Genomic DNA, 17,866 nt, shown 5'->3' with positions numbered 1-17,866 from the left:
ATTCATTATCACGATACGTACACGGTTAAAATAGGATAGAATAAAAAAACGAAAGGAATAACAAACTTTGTTTCTTCGTTACTTTTCCCCTTTGAACCTTTGTCGCTTTGAACCTCTGTTCCTTTGAACCTTCTCGTTACCCCTTTTTAAACCTTAATAAATATTACTGCATTGTTTACACAATGGCAGCAAATTCACTTTTTTCATACGTTGCAAAATACCTTTTATTCTTTTTTACTAAATACTCAAAATCGAAAGTAAAAAATGTAAATCTGAAAGTACAAATTAGGATTAAAATTTATGTTTGTGCATAATGATTGTATAAAAAACGATTATTTACACAAAAATATTTTTAACGCAACATTTCTTATTATGAAAAAAAAATTACTCTTTTTAATGGTTACTACATTATACTCAGTAACTTATGTTAATGCCCAAAAAGTTTGGGATTTTGCTAATGTCACGCCAATTTGGCCAACTAGCACAGCAGGCTATACGACAAACACGATCAAGGATAATTTAGGAATATATCCAGGAGTCACTATTACAGCTACACCAATAGGCGGAATTATTCCTTCGAATTTGACTTTTACAGATGGATTTAGCGGATTACGTTACTTTAGAATGGGTCAGGCATCGGTTTTTTCTAATAATCGACCAACAGAACGTTATTTATATTTTGCTACTACTGGTGCAGGAACTATAAAAATATGGTTTGCGAGCGGTGGTGGTGGTAACCGTACTATTAAGGTTACTGATGGTACTACTGAAATAGGCAGCGCAAGTTCAGCCAACTCAACAACTCCTTCAATACTCGAAGCTCAATACACTCAGACAAGTGGAAATATTTATATTTATACTGGTACAGGCACGGGGGTCAATATCTACAAAATTGAAATTACTGGTACAACTGGTACGACACAATTAATGAGCTCTCTTGCAATAAATGATTTTGAAGCAAACTCATCTACAAATATTTATTCTGACGGAAAAGAAGTTTTTATATCTAATGTAACATCAAGTACAAAAGTTGACATTTATAGTATAACGGGCGCTTTGATTAAATCATTAAAAACAGAAACTAATACTTCTTTTGGGTTAGATTCAGGGATCTATATTGCAAAAGTAAAAACGTCTGAAGGTGAAAAATCAGTTAAAATAGCGGTAAAATAAATTCATCTCAATATAAAAAAAAGAGCGTAATCATAATTTGATTACGCTCTTTTTTTATCTTTTACTATACAAGAAATCAAACTTGTTATAGTTAGAAATCTATTTATAAAAATTTCTAAACCAGACTTTCTGCCATTCTCTTTTTAAGATTAGAAAAGAAACTTGTTCGGCAAGAATTACTAAATCTGATCCATCTAGTTTTTTTATTTCAGCTTCAGAAACATCAATTATATAAAGTAGGTTCAAATACTCGGCAAACTTATACTGAATCATTCGGTATATTTTTTCGTGCAATTGAATTTTAAGCTCATCGGGAGAAATACTCAGAGGAAAATCAATTCCTTCATTTGCTAAATTGAAATCTTTATTAATTTGTTCGATTAAATTAAGATACAAAGCTTCTTTCTCCGCTTCCTGAAGTAGTAAATCTGCATTTTGTGGGGCTACAAACATTTGATTTAGGATTGTTGATTTATGATTAGTGGTTTCAGAATTGAAAGATTTAATGATTGAAAAATTCAAAAATCTAAACCAGAATCTGAATTAAAATAAAAAACCTGATTACTAAAAACTAAAACTGATTACTAAAAACTGAAACTGGAAACTGAATACTAAACTTTTCTTCCCATTAAGTTTTCTCCAAAAGTGCGTAATGACAATTTTTTTTCGTCGCTAATATCCATTTTATCTAATGTTTTAAAAGCTTCAAGTGTATACATTTCAATCGCATCTTGCGTTTCTTTTGAAGCACCAGAATTGTTAAATATACTCTTTACTATTTCGATTTTATCTGTACTATCTTCTGGTTGTGTAGTAAATAATTCTTTTAGCTGCTTTGCTTTTTCTTCATCAGAATGTGCTAACGCTTTAAGATACAAATAGGTTTTTTTGTTTTCGATAATATCTCCTCCTACTTGTTTTCCGAAAGTTTCCGGATCTCCAAATGCATCTAAATAATCATCTTGTAACTGGAAAGCTAAACCTAATTGTAATCCGAAATCATATATTAAATCAGCATTTTCTTCAGATGTTTTTGCTACGATTGCACCCATTTTCATGGCTGCCGCAACTAAAACTGCTGTTTTATACTCAATCATTTTTAGATATTCAGGAATTGTAACGTCATTTCTTTGTTCGAAATCAACATCCCATTGTTGCCCTTCGCAAACTTCTAAAGCAGTTTTACTAAAAAGCTTCGCTAGTTCTCTAAAAGTATTTGGTTCGTATTGTTCAAAGTATTGGTATGCCAAAATAAGCATAGCATCACCAGAAAGGATTCCGGTATTAAGATCCCATTTTTCATGAACTGTTTTTTGCCCTCTTCGCAAAGGAGCATCATCCATTATATCATCATGTACTAATGAAAAATTGTGAAAAATCTCTACCGCCATAGCAGCCGGAAGTGCTTCATTGTAAGAAACATCAAAAACTTCGGCAGTCATTAAAGTCAATACTGGACGCATTCTTTTTCCTCCAAGACTTACAATATATTCAATTGGCTCGTATAGGTTTTTAGGCTCTTTGCTTATGGTTTGTTTCTCCAGATAATCGACAAAGAATTCCTGGTATTGATATATGGCATGCATAAAAGTAATTTTCGGCTAATTTACGGCATTAAGCCTGCAATGCAAACTCCATTTCTTAATGAAATGTTAAATAATCAAAAATACTTTGGAAACTATTTTGGTGTTTAGAGTTTCCAATATACATTTGCATCGAAATTTAACAATAATTACAATGATCAATTTCCGCGTAATCCTGTTAAATACTAATTATTAATAAAACAATATTTAACATTATGAGAACACACTGGACAATTGATTCTAGCCAATCTGATGTTTTAATCAAAATGAGACATTCAATACTTGCTTATTTAGGTGGCTCTATTAATCAGTTTCAAGGTCACGTAGACTTGCAAAACAATGAGATAGAAGATGCTACTATAGAATTTTCTTTGGATGTAAACAATAGAGAAGCTAAACTAGAACAGATAAATACGTACTTAAAACTGAATGACTTTTTTGATGTGAATAAGTACCCTACGATAAGTTTTAAATCGACTTCATTCCAGAAAGTAAACAAAAACATCAATTTTCTTAAAGGTGATTTAACAATAAAAGATGTTACAAAAACAGTAGAGCTTGATGTAGAACTAGTGGAAACTGACTATTATGATGGCAACAAAAAAGTTTCTTTTGAACTTACTGGCGATATAAACCGTAAAGATTTTGGATTAGCTTATAATTCATTCAATCAGAGTAGCGGCTTAGCAACTGGACAGGACATTAAACTTGTAGCCAATTTAGAATTTACCATCTAAGACTTACATCAAAATAGAAGTTTTTAAAAATTACAGATTAGAAGAAACAAAATGAGAGATAAAATTATATCAAAAGCGAGTGACTTATTCTTAAAATTAGGTTTTAAAAGTGTCACTATGGATGATATCGCAGGCGAAATGTGTATTTCTAAAAAAACAATTTATAAATATTTTTGCAATAAGGAGGTATTGATTAAAGAAAGTACTTCGTCTGTTCACCAGAAAGTTCATGAAATCATAGATTCTATTGTTGTTAAAAATCATAATGCCATTCAGGAGAATTTTGAAATAAGAGAAATGTTTAAAAACATGTTTCAGTCTTCTATTGATACTTCTCCTATATATCAACTAAAGAAACACTATCCCGAAATCTACACCAACTTGATGAGACATGAGATAGACCAGTGCAGTCAATATTTTAGAGATAATATCACTAAGGGAATAGAACAAAAATTATATCGAGAGGATATTAACGTAGACATTTATGTGAAGTTTTATTACACTTTAATTTTTCATATAAACGAAACTACTAGTTCTGAGAAAGAAGCCCAGCTTGCAGAATTACAAGCTTTAGAATACCACACGAGAGCCATGGCTACTCTCGCAGGAATTATAGAGTTAGAAAAACAATTACAAAGAGTAACCCACTAATCATCAATCCATAATCTATAATCCATGAAAAGAATAATGATTCTCTTCGTCTTGGCTTTTGCAATAACCGCAAATGCGCAAGACAAAAACAATAGCAATCTGGCTAAGCAAGGCGGACAGACCTTGACCTTAAAAGATGCTATTTCTTATGCGCTACAAAATAAAGCCGATGCAAAAAAAGCTAAATTACAGGTAGAAAATAGTGAATACAAAATACAAGAAGTAAGATCTAGAGCATTGCCGCAAATTTCGGCAAACGGAAATTTAACTTACAATCCTGTAATACAAACTACAGTTATTGATGGTGCCGGTTTTGGGCAGCCAGGGACTTCTATTCAAGCAGCTTTTGGTCAAAAATGGACATCGACTGCCGGAATTTCTTTAACTCAAAACATATTTGATCAAGCTGTATTTACAGGTTTAAGAGCTGCAAAAAGCACTCGCGAATTTTATCAAATCAATGAGCAACTAACGGAAGAGGATGTAATCGAAAAGGTTGCAAATAATTACTACGAAGTATATGTACAACGTTTAAACTTAACCGTTTTAGATAGTAATTATGTAAATACAGAGAAGGTAAAAAACATTATTCAAGGACAATTTGACAATGGTTTAGCCAAAAAAATTGACCTTAATAGAGTTCTTGTTAAGCTATCAAACATTAGTACGCAACGCCAACAAGTTATTAATAGAGTAGCATTACAGGAAAATGCATTAAAATTTTACATGGGAATGCCTGTAGAAACTCAAATTGTAATTCCTAATACTGAATTTGAAATCACTCTTCAACCATTATCTGAAGCTCCAAATGTTGAGAATTTAAGTCAATATTTACTTTTGAAAAAACAAGAACAATTATTGGTTTTCCAAAAGAAAGCGGTTCAAGCTGAGTTTTACCCAACTCTTTCTTTAAGTGCTGGATACAATTATATCGGTCAGGGTCCAGAAGTGCCTTGGTTCAATAAACCATCTTCTGGTGTTTACTGGTCAGATTTCTCGGCTATTGGTTTAAACTTAAGAGTACCAATCTTTACTGGTTTTGGTACACGTGCCAAAGTTCGTCAGGCTGATGTTGCTATTCGTTCTTTACAGGAAGATATTAAAGACACAAAACTTTCGCTTGATATTGCTTACAGCAATGCAACGATCCAAATGGAAAACAGTCTTGTAACGATTAAAAACCAAAAGGAAAACAGAGAGCTTGCTCAACAAGTATTGCAAAATACAAAAAACAATTATCTACAAGGTTTGGCTTCACTAAACGATTTATTAGATGTTGAAAATGCGTATATCGAAGCAGAAAACAATTACTCTTCGGCAATACTAGGATATAAAATAGCAGAAATTCAGGTAATCAAATCAAAAGGCCAACTAAAATCACTTATAAATAACTAAAAACAAATGAAAAAAATAATAATAACAATAGTAGTCATAATTGGTGCATTAGCATTAATTGGTTTCATATTAACGAAGAACGAGACTGAGAATAAAGCCAAAACAGATATTGTTGCAGAAAAAAATGCTGCGGTTTCAGTTAAAGTTTCTTCTGTAAAAACACAAGAGGTTTCATTAGATTTCGTTGCAAACGGAAACTTTCAACCGATTCAGGAATTGACTTTCTCTGCAGAAAAATCAGGAAAAGTAATTAGTGTTTTAGCTAAAGAAGGTGATTATGTAAAAGTTGGTCAAACACTATTAACAGTAAGAGGTGACGTTATTAATGTAAATGCTCAGGCTGCACAGGCTGCATACCAAAATGCAAAATCTGATTACATTAGATACGAAAATGCTTTTAAAACTGATGGTGTTACTAAACAACAATTAGATCAGGCAAGATTAGCATTGACTAACGCTGAAGCTAACCTAAAACAAGCAAACATTAATGTTGGAGATACTAAAGTAAAAGCGCCAATAAGCGGATTTATTAATAAAAAGTATATCGAGCCAGGATCAATCTTAGCTGGAATGCCTGCAACTGCCTTGTTTGATATTGTAAATGTTTCTAAACTAAAACTAGTTGTAACTGTAAATGAAAACCAAGTTGCAAGCTTAAAACTAGGAAACACAATTAACGTAACTGCTAGTGTTTATCCTGATAAAACTTTCACTGGAAAAATCACTTTTATTGCTGCAAAAGCTGACGAATCTTTAAACTTCCCTGTGGAGATTGAAATCACAAATAACCCAAACAACGACCTAAAAGCGGGTATGTACGGAACTGCACATTTTGCATCAAGCCAACAAAAACAAAACCTGATGGTTGTACCTAGAAATGCTTTCGTAGGAAGTGTAAGTAGTAATGAAATATTTGTGGTTCAAAACGGAATTGCAAAACTAAAAAAAGTAACTGCTGGAAGAATTTTAGGAGATCAAGTAGAAATCATTAATGGATTGTCTGATGGGGAAACTGTAATTACTACAGGTCAAATTAACTTACAAGACGGTAATACTGTAGAAATTATTAAATAATTGTAGGCTATAAGCCGTAAGCAATAGGCTTTAAGCGCAATTTTTAAAAGCGTAAAGCCTACAGCTTACAGCCTAAGGCATAAAAAAAAATATATGAAATTAGCCGAAATATCCATAAAACGTCCGTCGTTAGTAATTGTATTGTTTACAATTCTAACTCTTGGTGGATTGTTCAGCTACAGCCAGTTAGGTTATGAGCTGATCCCTAAATTTGAACAAAACGTTATTACTATATCTACCGTTTATCCTGGAGCTTCTCCTAGTGAGGTAGAAAATACGGTGACAAAGAAAATTGAAGATGCGATTGCATCCTTAGAGAATGTTAAGAAAATTGACTCTAAGTCGTATGAAAGTTTATCTATCGTTTCGATTACATTAACATCAAACGCAAAAGTCGATTTCTCTTTAAATGATGCACAGCGTAAAATTAACGCTATCATTAGTGATTTGCCTGATGATGTTAAAACACCAGCCTTAACCAAATTCTCGCTGAGTGATTTACCTATTATGACGCTTGGTGCCAACGGAAAAATGGACGAAGCAGCATTTTATGACTTAATTGATAAAAAAGTTGCTCCTATATTATCTCGTGTACAAGGTGTGGCTCAGGTAAATATTATTGGTGGTTCTGAACGTGAAATCCAGGTAAATCTTGATGCATTAAAAATGCAGGGTTACGGACTTTCTATTCCTCAGGTACAACAAAACATCCTGACTTCAAACCTAGATTTCCCTACAGGAAACATTCAAACTCGTGATCAAAAAATATTAATTCGTTTAGCGGGTAAATATAAAAGTGTTGATGAGTTAAGAAACTTAGTAGTATCTTCTCAAAACGGGATTCAAGTACGATTAAGTGATATTGCCGATGTTCAGGATACTCAAAAAATAGCTGAGAAAATATCACGTGTAGACCAAAAAAGTGCGATTATTTTACAAATCGTAAAACAATCAGATGCAAATGCGGTAGCAGTAAGTGAGCAATTATTAAAAACAATTACTGTTCTTGAAAACGACTATAAAGCAAATCAGTTAAAACTGGAAGTAGCAAAAGACAGTACTGTCTTTACATTAGAAGCAGCAGATTCTGTAGTTCACGATTTATTGATTGCAGTAGTTCTTGTTGCATTTGTAATGTTATTCTTCCTGCATAGTATTAGAAACTCATTGATTGTAATGGTTTCGATTCCTGCATCGTTAATTGCTACGTTTATTGGTATTTACTTTATGGGATACACATTAAACTTAATGAGTTTATTAGGATTATCTCTTGTTGTAGGTATTCTTGTGGATGATGCCATTGTGGTATTAGAAAATATTTACCGACACATGGAAATGGGTAAAAGCCGAATCCGTGCTTCGTATGATGGAACTGCAGAAATTGGTGGAACTGTAACATCAATCACATTAGTAATCGTGGTGGTGTTCTTGCCTATCGCCATGAGTTCTGGATTGGTATCTAATATTATTACACAATTTTGTGTAACTGTAATTATTTCGACATTATTCTCACTTTTAGCATCTTTCACGATTATTCCATGGTTATCATCCCGTTATGGAAAATTAGAACACATAGAAGGAAAGAACCTATTTGGTAGAATCATTCTTGGTTTCGAAAGTTACCTAACACGTTTTACGGATTGGGTTTCTCATTTGTTAACTTGGTGTTTGGATAACTATGGTAAGACTGTTATTCTTGTATTGATATTGTTCTTTGGGTCAATATTTGGTTTAAAACCTTTTATTGGTGGTGAATTTTTCGCAGCATCAGATAGTGGTGAGTTCTTAGTTCAAATCGAAATGCCAAAAGACGCTTCGCTAGAACAAACTAACTTTATGACTCAAAGAGCTGAAGCTTTCTTAAAAAATGAAGAATATGTTCATAGCCAGATTACAACTGTAGGACAAACCAGTGAAGGTTTTGGAGCATCACAAGCTACTGCTTATAAAGCGGAGATTGATGTAAAAATGATCGAACAAAAAGACCGTAAAGATGATGCATCTGTTTATGCTGCAAAAATCAAACGTAAATTAGAGAAAGTATTAGTTGGAGCAAAAGTTAAAACTGTTCCGGTTGGTATTTTGGGAACTGCTGAAGATGCTACATTAGGATTAATCGTAACTGGACCATCTACAGAAAGTGCTATGGCATTTGCTAAATTAGCTGAAGCAGAATTACGTACTATTCCTGGAACAACTGAGATTAAATTAACAGTTGAAGACGGAAACCCTGAAGTTAATGTTAAGGTAGATCGTGATAAAATGGCTGCATTAGGATTGACACTTCAAACTGTTGGTTTAACCATGCAAACTGCTTTTAGCGGAAACACAGATGGTAAATACAGAGCTGGAGAATATGAGTACGATATCAATATTAGATACAACGCATTCGACAGAAAAAGTATTACTGACGTAAGTAACCTGATTTTCATTAACTCAGCTGGACAACAAATAAAATTGTCTCAATTTGCAGATATTACAGAAGGTTCCGGACCTAGCCAGTTAGAGCGTAGAGACAAATCGGCTTCGGTAACAGTAAAAGGACAAAACGTTGGGGTTCCTTCAGGAACAATTGTTGGAATATGGCAGGAAAAATTAGATAAGCTTAAAAAACCAACTGGAGTAAATTATATTTGGGGTGGGGACATGGAGAATCAATCTGAAGGATTTGGTACTTTAGGAATTGCTTTATTAGCCGCTATTATCTTAGTTTACCTTGTAATGGTGAGTTTGTATGACAGTTTCGTTCACCCATTTGTAGTATTATTTGCTATTCCACTTTCGTTTATTGGAGCTTTATTAGCATTAGCATTAACAAATAACTCCTTAAACATCTTTACGATTCTGGGTATTATCATGTTAATTGGTCTGGTGTGTAAGAACGCGATCATGCTTGTCGATTATACCAACCAGCGAAGAGCTGCCGGAGAATCTATCAGAGCGGCATTAATTCAGGCAAATCACGCACGTTTACGTCCAATCTTAATGACAACAATTGCGATGGTATTTGGTATGTTCCCAATTGCATTGGCATCTGGAGCTGGAGCAGAATGGAAAAACGGTTTGGCTTGGGTAATTATCGGAGGATTAATTTCGTCTTTATTCCTTACCTTGATTGTGGTTCCTGTAATCTACCAAATAATGGAAGGTATCGTTAGAAGATTATCTAAAGGAGAAAAAATCGATTACGAAACTGAAATGTTTGCAGATTATACGCCAACAGAAGTTAGTGAAGACGGTTTTAACCCAAAACACACACATTAAGACATATAACAATATTATATTTTAAAAAACCTGTTCATTCATTTGAACAGGTTTTTTTATATCTTTTTAACAAATACAATCGTTTTTTGTTAAAAAACTGCAGAAGAAATAAATTGAAAGTACGTTTTTTGCTTTATTTAGAATAGATAAAAATAATTTGGTTTGTTTGCATTCAACAACTAAATTTGCCCTATCAAAAACAATTCTAAATAATTATGAAATCCAAACTTACAATATCTTTTTTAAGTTTCTGTTTTGCGATGCTACTGAGTACCACGACTTGGGCACAACAAAAAGCTACTATTAAAGGTCAGGTTATTTTAACAAATAACGATACAGCCGACAATGTTTCGGTAGTTTTAAAAGGAACCAGAGTAGGAACAGTAACAGATGCTGAAGGGAAATATATCCTAAAGAACATTAAACCTGGAACCTATATTATAAAAGTATCAGTAATAGGTCAAACTACAAAAGAAAAGAAAATAATCGTTAATAGTGGTGACGAATTAATGGAAAACTTTACCATTAGTTCAAGTTCCGAAGAGCTAAGCGAAGTACTTATCAATACTAGGAAAAAAAATCATTACGCTCGCAAAGAAAACCAACAAGTATCAAGATTGCCACTGAAAAATCTTGAAAATCCGCAAGTATACACAACTATTACCGGTGAAGTTCTAAAAGAACAAGTCATAACTACTTTTGATGACGCCTTAAAAAATGCTTCTGGAATCACACAATTGTGGGCTTCAACAGGTCGTGCCGGAGACGGAGCTGGTTATTATTCTTTGAGAGGATTTGCTGTTCAGCCAACAATGGTTAACGGATTACCTGGTTTAACAAACGGAAGCTTGGATCCAGCAAATATTGATAGAATCGAGATAATCAAAGGACCTTCAGGAACATTATTCGGAAGCAGTTTAATTTCATACGGTGGATTAATCAACACAACTACAAAGAAACCTTACAGAACTTTTGGTGGTGAAGTAAATTATACCGTTGGCAGTTATGGTCTAAATCGTGCAACAGTAGATCTTAACACGCCATTAAATGACAAAAAAACACTAAACTTTAGAATCAATTCAGCCTATAACAAACAAAATAGTTTTCAAGATGCTGGATTTAGAGAATCGTTTTTTATTGCGCCTTCATTATCATATGAGGTAAATGATAGATTGTCGTTTTTAGTAAACACTGAGTTTATGACTAATGAAAGTACTAATCCTACTATGCTATTTTTAGATAGAACAAGTCCATTAAGAGTTCATAACATTGCTGAATTAAAATATGACAACAACCGTTCCTATACAAGTAATGAACTTACAATGAAAACGCCTTCGTATAACTTACAAGGTCAAATGAATTATAAAATTTCTAATCAATGGACATCTCAGACTGTTTTTTCAACGAGTTCAGCGAAATCAATAGGAAACTATACTTATTTATATGAATCAACGAGCAGAAAAGCTTTTGAATCAATCAAAGAAGGAATTGTTCTTGCCAGATCATTTACTGATCAAGATGCCAGAGATGTCTCTACTGATATTCAACAAAACTTTATTGGTGACTTTAAAATTGGGAAATTAAGAAACAGACTTGTAGTAGGTTTTGATTATTTCAACAGAACAGCCACAGATCATAACTCAGGTTGGTTCGGCAATGGTTTAGTATATATTGGAGATGACTTACAATCTTTCAATAACGTTATTGGTCGCCCTACAAATGGAGATACTGGTGACTTAACAAAAGCCGGATCTGATGCAATTATAGCAAATACTCCAAGAAATGATAACAAAACAAGACAAGAAGTTTATAGTGCTTATTTCTCTGATGTAATTAATTTCACACCTGCTTTATCAGCAATGATTAGTTTACGAGCAGACCGTTTTATAAATGGTGGTGATGTTACTACTAAAGATGACAACTACAATCAAACTGCTTTTTCTCCTAAATTTGGTATCGTTTACCAACCAATTATAGACAAAGTTTCTGTTTTTGCTAATTATATGGATGGATTTTCTAATGTAGCACCAGGACAAAATCGTAATGCTGGTGTTGTTACTCCTTTAACATTCAATCCAGAACATGCTAATCAATTTGAAGTAGGAACTAAATTAAATCTTTTTAGAGATAAACTATACGCTACTTTTAGCTACTATGACATAAAAGTTACAGATAAAGCTTATGTAATAGAAACTCCATATGTTGACCCAACCGACCCAACTGCTGTAATACCTAATAATCAAGTTTCACATCAAGACGGCGGACAACGTAATAAAGGTTTTGAAGCCGAACTTATTGCTAACCCAATTACAGGTTTAAACATTCTTTTAGGCTATAGCTACAATGATGCTGTTTTAACCGCAGGTGATCCTGATTTTGTAGGGTTTAGACCAGAAAGTGCAGGACCACAAAACTTAGCAAACCTTTGGGCTACTTATAAATTTTCTCAGGGATTCTTAAGAGGTCTCGGAGTAGGTTTTGGAGGGAATTACGTTGGAGATAACAAAATCATGAACAGAGCTACTGCAGGAACATTTACAATTCCTGAATACACAGTAATCAACTCATCTATATTTTATACTACGGAGAAATTCAGCGTAACATTAAAATTAAATAACATCACAAACGAAGAAATTTACGATGGTTGGTCTACAATTCATCCAAAAGACCCAAGGACTTTTGCTGCAAGTTTCACTTATAAATTCTAAAAACTCACCAAAAGCATCTTCCTGAAATTTACTTAGGAAGATGCTTTTTTTAAATATAAAATCATGATAACAATAGCCAGTTTTTTCGTTTTTATCTCTTTTTATACTTTATACTACACATCCAAAAGAGCCGTACTATCTTATAATTTTGGTTATCAAAAATGGATGCAGAGAAATCCAAAACAAACCAAAATTACGGGATTATGTTTGCTTCTCGTAGCCTATTCATTATGGTTATTAACCGCTGCATTGGGTTCGGCAACATTATTCTTTTTTATACAATTAATGACTATTGGTAGTTTGGTAATCATATTAACTCCCTTAAAAGTTATTAATAACATCGGAATCATAATTCTATTTGCTGCCACTGGATTATTAGAATTTTACTATTACTAAATCAACCATTTGCTTATCTTAAAAATATGCCTGCAAACCCTAAATATTTAACCCAATCCGGATGGCAACGTTTTGCCAAAATAACAGCAGCAATACTTGGTGGTTATTTCGTTTCGGTAAGTTTTCATCTTGCACTAGCTTCATGGGTTAGTCATGTTAATGTTATCATGACAATGGCTTTTAGCGGATTCATACTTTGGGTTGTTTTAATGGTTGTTGCTTTTTTAGCAAAAAACGGCTGGAAAATCTGGGGTATTTATCTTTTACTAACCTTAATTTTTTGCGGTATTATATACCTCGGACAAACCTATAACCCTATCATTGGATAATTTATGAATAACAGGAACTATAATATCTATTTCCATACACATACAGTAAGTGGCATCGTAATAAGTGTCGTGTTATTTGTTATTTTCTTTGCTGGATCTTTTTCGTTTTTTAGAGATGAAATCATCAATTGGGAACGAAGTGAATCTGTAGCAATTACAAAGGAAATTCAATTAGACTACGATAAAGCGTTAAAGAACTTAGATAAAGAATATACCCTACACGGAAGAAATATTTCTATATCAAAAAATAGTGCCGAAAGAAGAGTTAACATTTACCTTGAAGGCACTAAAGATTCTTTGGCTGCAGTCAAATTAAAAGAAGGCTCATTTTTTTATTTAGATACCAAAAACTTCAAAACACATACTTATGAAGACTCCTATTCATTAGGTGAGTTTTTATACCGACTTCATTTTCTTGCGCAAGTTCGTTACCCAATAGGATATTATCTATCGGGATTTGTAGCATTATTTTTTCTATTTGCAATTATAACTGGTGTTTTATTACATTGGAATAAAATCGTTTCTAACTTCTATATATTTAGACCAAAGGAAAAACTAAAAACATTATGGACTGATGCGCATACGTCATTAGGAATGCTAGGTTTGCCATTTCAGTTTGTATATGCCGTTACAGGAGCATTCTTCATGATTAAATTATTAATCGTTGCCCCAAGTGTAATGGCACTTTATAAAGGTGATCAGGATAAACTATATAAAGATTTAGAATACACAGATCCAGAATATAAATTTGACAATAAAAAATTGGCAACCCCATTTAGCATCGATGAATTGGTGACTAAAACCAAAAACAATTGGAACGATTTTGAAATCACTCGTGTTTATATCCAAAATTATGGCGATGCCAATATGCATGTTTTGGTAGAAGGCGAGATGAAATATGACAAAAAATTCACCGGAATCGGGAAAGTAGTCTATAAGGTTGCCGATGGTAAAGTCGTTGCCAAAAAAGATCCAATTACACAAACAAGCTATCTCGATGTTGTGAAGAATGTTTTATACAGAATTCACTTTGGTGATTATGGAGGATATGCACTCAAAATAATAAGTTTTGTTCTTGGTATTATTACTTGCTTTGTAATTATATCTGGTGTTATGATTTGGCTTGTTGCAAGAGATAAGAAAAACATGCCCGAGAAGAAACGTCGTTTTAACGAAGGTGTTGTACGAATCTATTTAGCAATATGCCTGAGCATGTATCCTATTACAGCTTTAGCTTTTATAGCAACCAAAGTTTTTTACCCTTTGGGTCAATCAAACATTTACAGTATCTATTTTATAGGCTGGTTGTTATTAGCCATCTTTTTTATTCTAAAAAAGAACAATGCATTTACAAATAAGTTCTCCTTATTATCCGGAAGCATTTTAGGATTCCTTATTCCTGTTGCAAACGGAATTTGTACTGGAAATTGGTTCTGGAAAACATTTGCTCAAAATGAAATTCAGATATTCTTTATCGATGTGTTCTGGATAGTTCTTGCTTCGATTACACTTTACATTTCATTTCGTTTAAACAAAAAAGAAAACAATTAGGCAGATTGCTTACAAAGTACACGGATAATACCGATTTACTAAAGTAAAGACGCGATCCCGAAGCGTCGGGACAGATTTTAAAGCAATACAAAAAATCCGTTTTTATCTGCTTTTTTTGCGTAAGCGAATCCGTTTAATCCGCGTTCCATTTTTTTAGACAATGCATATTTCAGGACAAAACAAGGACAGGCATCCAAAATAAATCGATATAATTTGTGGGTTATACATTTAGAATCTACTTTTGCCTATTGCTAACAATTCTAAATAAAAGATACGATGCTGTCTTTTCGCAAATTGAAATATGGGTTTTAAAAAAAAAATACGCTTTATACACAAATGGCTCGGATTAACATCTGGACTTATTGTTTTTATTGTAAGCATTACAGGTTGTATCTTTTGTTTTCACGATGAGATAAAAGATATTACTCGTAAAGAATGGCGTTTGGTTGAGCCACAAAACAACCCCTTTATGTTACCTTCGGTTTTACAGGAAAAAGCCAAAGAAATACTTCCAAACTATAAATCGAGCATGGTTTCCTTTTACGGAAAAGACCGCTCAGCAATTGTTTATACCTATTCCGACACCGAGAACTTATACCTTTATTTTAATCCATATACAGGAGAATACCTAAAAACTGAAAATCCCGAAACTGACTTTTTTATAATCGTCGAATACATTCATTTGTACTTACTCCTACCCGATTATATAGGGAAACATATCATTGGCGGTGCGACTATTATTTTTATACTATTATTAATTACAGGAATAATTCAATGGTGGCCTAAACGCAAAAGCGACATCAAACGTAGCTTAAGTGTAAAATGGTCTGCCAAATGGCGCCGTGTTAATTATGACTGGCATAATACGTCTGGTTTTTACATTTCTATAATCATTGCAATAATTGCGCTAACAGGTTTAACCTTTACTTACGAATGGGTTGGCGACGGAATTTACAAAACCTTCAACTTTGGTGGCGATAAAGCTTTAGAAACTAAAGCTCCAGTTGTCGACACCACAAAGTTTGATTATAATACATCTGCAGCCATAGATCGTGCTTTAGTACAAACTATGATAAAAAACCCAGAAGCCGAAATGTTCTATGTAATGATTCCACAACAAAAAGGAGATGTTATAAATACTGGTGCCTATCCTCATTCTTTACGATATGACCATCAAAGCAATTATTACTTCCATCCTTATGATGGCGAATTGATACAGAGCGACCCTTTTGAGAAAAAGAGTTTAGGTTTGCAAGTGGTCGAAATGAATTATGGTATCCATACAGGACAGATTCTGGATTTACCAGGAAAAATAATCGCTTTTATCGCTAGTTTAATAGCAGCATCATTACCCGTAACAGGATTTATCATCTGGTACGGAAGGAATAAGAAAAGTAAATCATCAAAAAAATAAGCACAAAAAAAAGGTTGTTCAAAATTTGAACAACCTTTCTTGGTTTTATAATTAGTCTTAGTTTCTGTTTGCAAGTGCGTCTTGTTTCCAGTTTTTAACTGATGCTACACGACTATCAGAATAATCTACTTCACTAAGATTAGATCCATTCCAGAAAAACCATTTACCTGTTTTTTCACCGTTCGCGTACAATCCTGTAGATTTTTTATTTCCATTTTCATCAAATGCAACCCAGACACCATCTAATTTACCGTCTTTAAAAAAACCTTCTTGTTGAACTTTACCATTCTCATAGTAATAAGTAGCTTTTACTTTTTGTCCAACAGCTTCTAATACTGGCTTAGTTTCTTGTGCAACTAAAATTCCAGAGAACAATATTGCAACTAAAATCACACACTTTTTCATATCTTTAGTTATTAATGTTTTAAAATCTATAAACAAATATAACTAATACTTTACATTAAAAAAACTTTTACTTAACAATTTGGTAACATTGAGTAAAAACTTAACATTGGAAATTAAAAGTGTGTCTAAAAGCAATACTTATCAATGTATCAGCACATTACAAATTAATAAGATTTTTAATTCAATAATTTATCTAGCTCAACATAAAGATCAGGCGAAGAAGGCCTTTGCGCATCAGCATTTATAACATTTCCTTTTGGATCAAGCAAGATAAATCTAGGAATTCCATTTACACCATAATTTACCACAAATTCAGATTCCCAATCTTTATCTGCAAATAATTGTGTCCCTCCTAATTTTTTATCATTTACAAACTTTTTCCATTTTTCGTGATCTTTAACCTTATCAATAGAAATACTTACGAATTCAATATTCTTACCATGATATTTTTCTTCTGCTTTTTGCAAGAAAGGAATTTCTGCTCTACAAGGTCCGCACCAAGTTGCCCAAAGATCGATATAAACATATTTTCCTTTTAAATCAGAAAGCTTTGTTTTACCACCTTTATAATTTTCATAATCAAAAAGAGGAGAAGGTTTTCCATTCAGTTTTTTAGTCTTAGCAGCATTTTCATAAGCTTCCTGTGCATAAGCATGTGATTTTTCTAATGATTTTTTTACCGCTTCTTTAAATTCAGGATCAAAATCGCCTTTCTCAATATTTGCTAAATCAGCTTTCTTCTTTGCTTCCAAAAGATTTGCAAACTCTAAAGCTTCTTTTGCGAAAGCTTCTTCCTGAAATTTCTCATCTGCCAATGCCGATTGAGCCAAAAAGTTACTCTCGTTAGTTCCTTTACCTTTATAAACAATCGTTTCGTCAAATAATTTAGCATCCATTACCAAGTTAATATCCGAACCCGGTTTTAAATAAAGACTTGATGCCTCAGTTCCATCGCTAAATTGATAAAATCCTTTAGGAGCATCAAATGTTGCTGCAAAAACTTCTTTCTTATCTATCGGTATAACTTGCTTAAAGTTATTTTTCCCTCTAATAACAAGCGTATCGCTGTTTCTGTTAGAGATTTTTGCTGTAAATTTTATCTTGCTTTCACTGTTCTGTGCAAAGGTTACCCCAACAGAAAACAGCAACAAAAAGGTCATTTTTTTCATAATATAATTAATAAGTT

Annotated in this window: 15 protein-coding genes; 11 read left to right on the top strand and 4 right to left on the bottom strand. The window is 33.1% G+C overall.

Going from position 1 to position 17,866, the window contains the following annotated elements; all coding sequences use genetic code 11:
• Nucleotides 1-372: 372 nt before the first annotated feature.
• Nucleotides 373-1,173, top strand: a complete 801-nt coding sequence (locus OA93_RS12790) for a T9SS type A sorting domain-containing protein (RefSeq protein WP_039113692.1) — start codon at nucleotides 373-375, stop codon at nucleotides 1,171-1,173.
• 99 nt (nucleotides 1,174-1,272) lie between these two features.
• Here OA93_RS12790 and OA93_RS12785 read toward each other — a convergent pair whose 3' ends face one another.
• Together OA93_RS12785 and OA93_RS12780 are read right to left on the bottom strand one after the other, a co-directional pair.
• Nucleotides 1,273-1,626 (bottom strand): hypothetical protein, encoded by a 354-nt coding sequence (locus tag OA93_RS12785; RefSeq protein WP_039113850.1) that lies wholly within the window; start codon nucleotides 1,624-1,626, stop codon nucleotides 1,273-1,275.
• A 158-nt stretch (nucleotides 1,627-1,784) separates the two neighbouring features.
• Entirely contained in the window at nucleotides 1,785-2,759 is a 975-nt protein-coding gene (locus OA93_RS12780; RefSeq protein ID WP_039113691.1) for a polyprenyl synthetase family protein, read from the bottom strand.
• Nucleotides 2,760-2,971: 212 nt separating this feature from the next.
• Here OA93_RS12780 and OA93_RS12775 point away from each other — a divergent pair, with 212 nt between their 5' ends.
• The 10 genes from OA93_RS12775 (at nucleotide 2,972) to OA93_RS12730 (ending at nucleotide 16,275) form a co-directional block, all read left to right on the top strand.
• Complete coding sequence (locus OA93_RS12775; RefSeq protein ID WP_039113689.1) at nucleotides 2,972-3,493, top strand: YceI family protein; 522 nt, start codon at nucleotides 2,972-2,974, stop codon at nucleotides 3,491-3,493.
• A gap of 51 nt (nucleotides 3,494-3,544) precedes the next feature.
• On the top strand, nucleotides 3,545-4,144 hold the full coding sequence (locus OA93_RS12770) for a TetR/AcrR family transcriptional regulator (protein WP_039113688.1): 600 nt from the start codon (nucleotides 3,545-3,547) through the stop codon (nucleotides 4,142-4,144).
• A 24-nt stretch (nucleotides 4,145-4,168) separates the two neighbouring features.
• Entirely contained in the window at nucleotides 4,169-5,539 is a 1,371-nt protein-coding gene (locus OA93_RS12765; protein ID WP_039113687.1) for a TolC family protein, read from the top strand.
• 6 nt (nucleotides 5,540-5,545) lie between these two features.
• Nucleotides 5,546-6,613 (top strand): efflux RND transporter periplasmic adaptor subunit, encoded by a 1,068-nt coding sequence (locus OA93_RS12760; RefSeq protein WP_039113686.1) that lies wholly within the window; start codon nucleotides 5,546-5,548, stop codon nucleotides 6,611-6,613.
• Nucleotides 6,614-6,706: 93 nt separating this feature from the next.
• Nucleotides 6,707-9,877, top strand: a complete 3,171-nt coding sequence (locus OA93_RS12755; RefSeq protein WP_039113684.1) for an efflux RND transporter permease subunit — start codon at nucleotides 6,707-6,709, stop codon at nucleotides 9,875-9,877.
• 215 nt (nucleotides 9,878-10,092) lie between these two features.
• A complete protein-coding gene (locus OA93_RS12750; RefSeq protein WP_039113683.1) occupies nucleotides 10,093-12,585 on the top strand; it encodes a TonB-dependent receptor in 2,493 nt (830 codons plus the stop codon).
• Between the two features lie 63 nt (nucleotides 12,586-12,648).
• The gene (locus tag OA93_RS12745) at nucleotides 12,649-12,981 is read left to right on the top strand and encodes a hypothetical protein (protein WP_039113681.1); all 333 of its coding nucleotides are present in this window, start codon (nucleotides 12,649-12,651) and stop codon (nucleotides 12,979-12,981) included.
• A gap of 26 nt (nucleotides 12,982-13,007) precedes the next feature.
• On the top strand, nucleotides 13,008-13,310 hold the full coding sequence (locus OA93_RS12740) for a hypothetical protein (protein ID WP_039113680.1): 303 nt from the start codon (nucleotides 13,008-13,010) through the stop codon (nucleotides 13,308-13,310).
• A 3-nt stretch (nucleotides 13,311-13,313) separates the two neighbouring features.
• Nucleotides 13,314-14,861 (top strand): PepSY-associated TM helix domain-containing protein, encoded by a 1,548-nt coding sequence (locus OA93_RS12735; RefSeq protein ID WP_039113678.1) that lies wholly within the window; start codon nucleotides 13,314-13,316, stop codon nucleotides 14,859-14,861.
• A 301-nt stretch (nucleotides 14,862-15,162) separates the two neighbouring features.
• Complete coding sequence (locus tag OA93_RS12730) at nucleotides 15,163-16,275, top strand: PepSY-associated TM helix domain-containing protein (protein ID WP_039113676.1); 1,113 nt, start codon at nucleotides 15,163-15,165, stop codon at nucleotides 16,273-16,275.
• A 57-nt stretch (nucleotides 16,276-16,332) separates the two neighbouring features.
• On the opposite strand, the gene OA93_RS12725 is transcribed toward OA93_RS12730, so the two are convergent.
• Nucleotides 16,333-16,680, bottom strand: a complete 348-nt coding sequence (locus tag OA93_RS12725) for a membrane-binding protein (RefSeq protein WP_035618195.1) — start codon at nucleotides 16,678-16,680, stop codon at nucleotides 16,333-16,335.
• Nucleotides 16,681-16,856: 176 nt separating this feature from the next.
• A complete protein-coding gene (locus OA93_RS12720; protein ID WP_039113673.1) occupies nucleotides 16,857-17,849 on the bottom strand; it encodes a TlpA disulfide reductase family protein in 993 nt (330 codons plus the stop codon).
• Nucleotides 17,850-17,866: the final 17 nt, after the last annotated feature.

Source organism: Flavobacterium sp. KMS (genome assembly GCF_000813005.1).
Classification (GTDB): Bacteria; Bacteroidota; Bacteroidia; order Flavobacteriales; family Flavobacteriaceae; genus Flavobacterium.
Note: the sequence above shows the minus strand (reverse complement) of the source record. Positions and strands in the feature narration are given on the sequence as shown.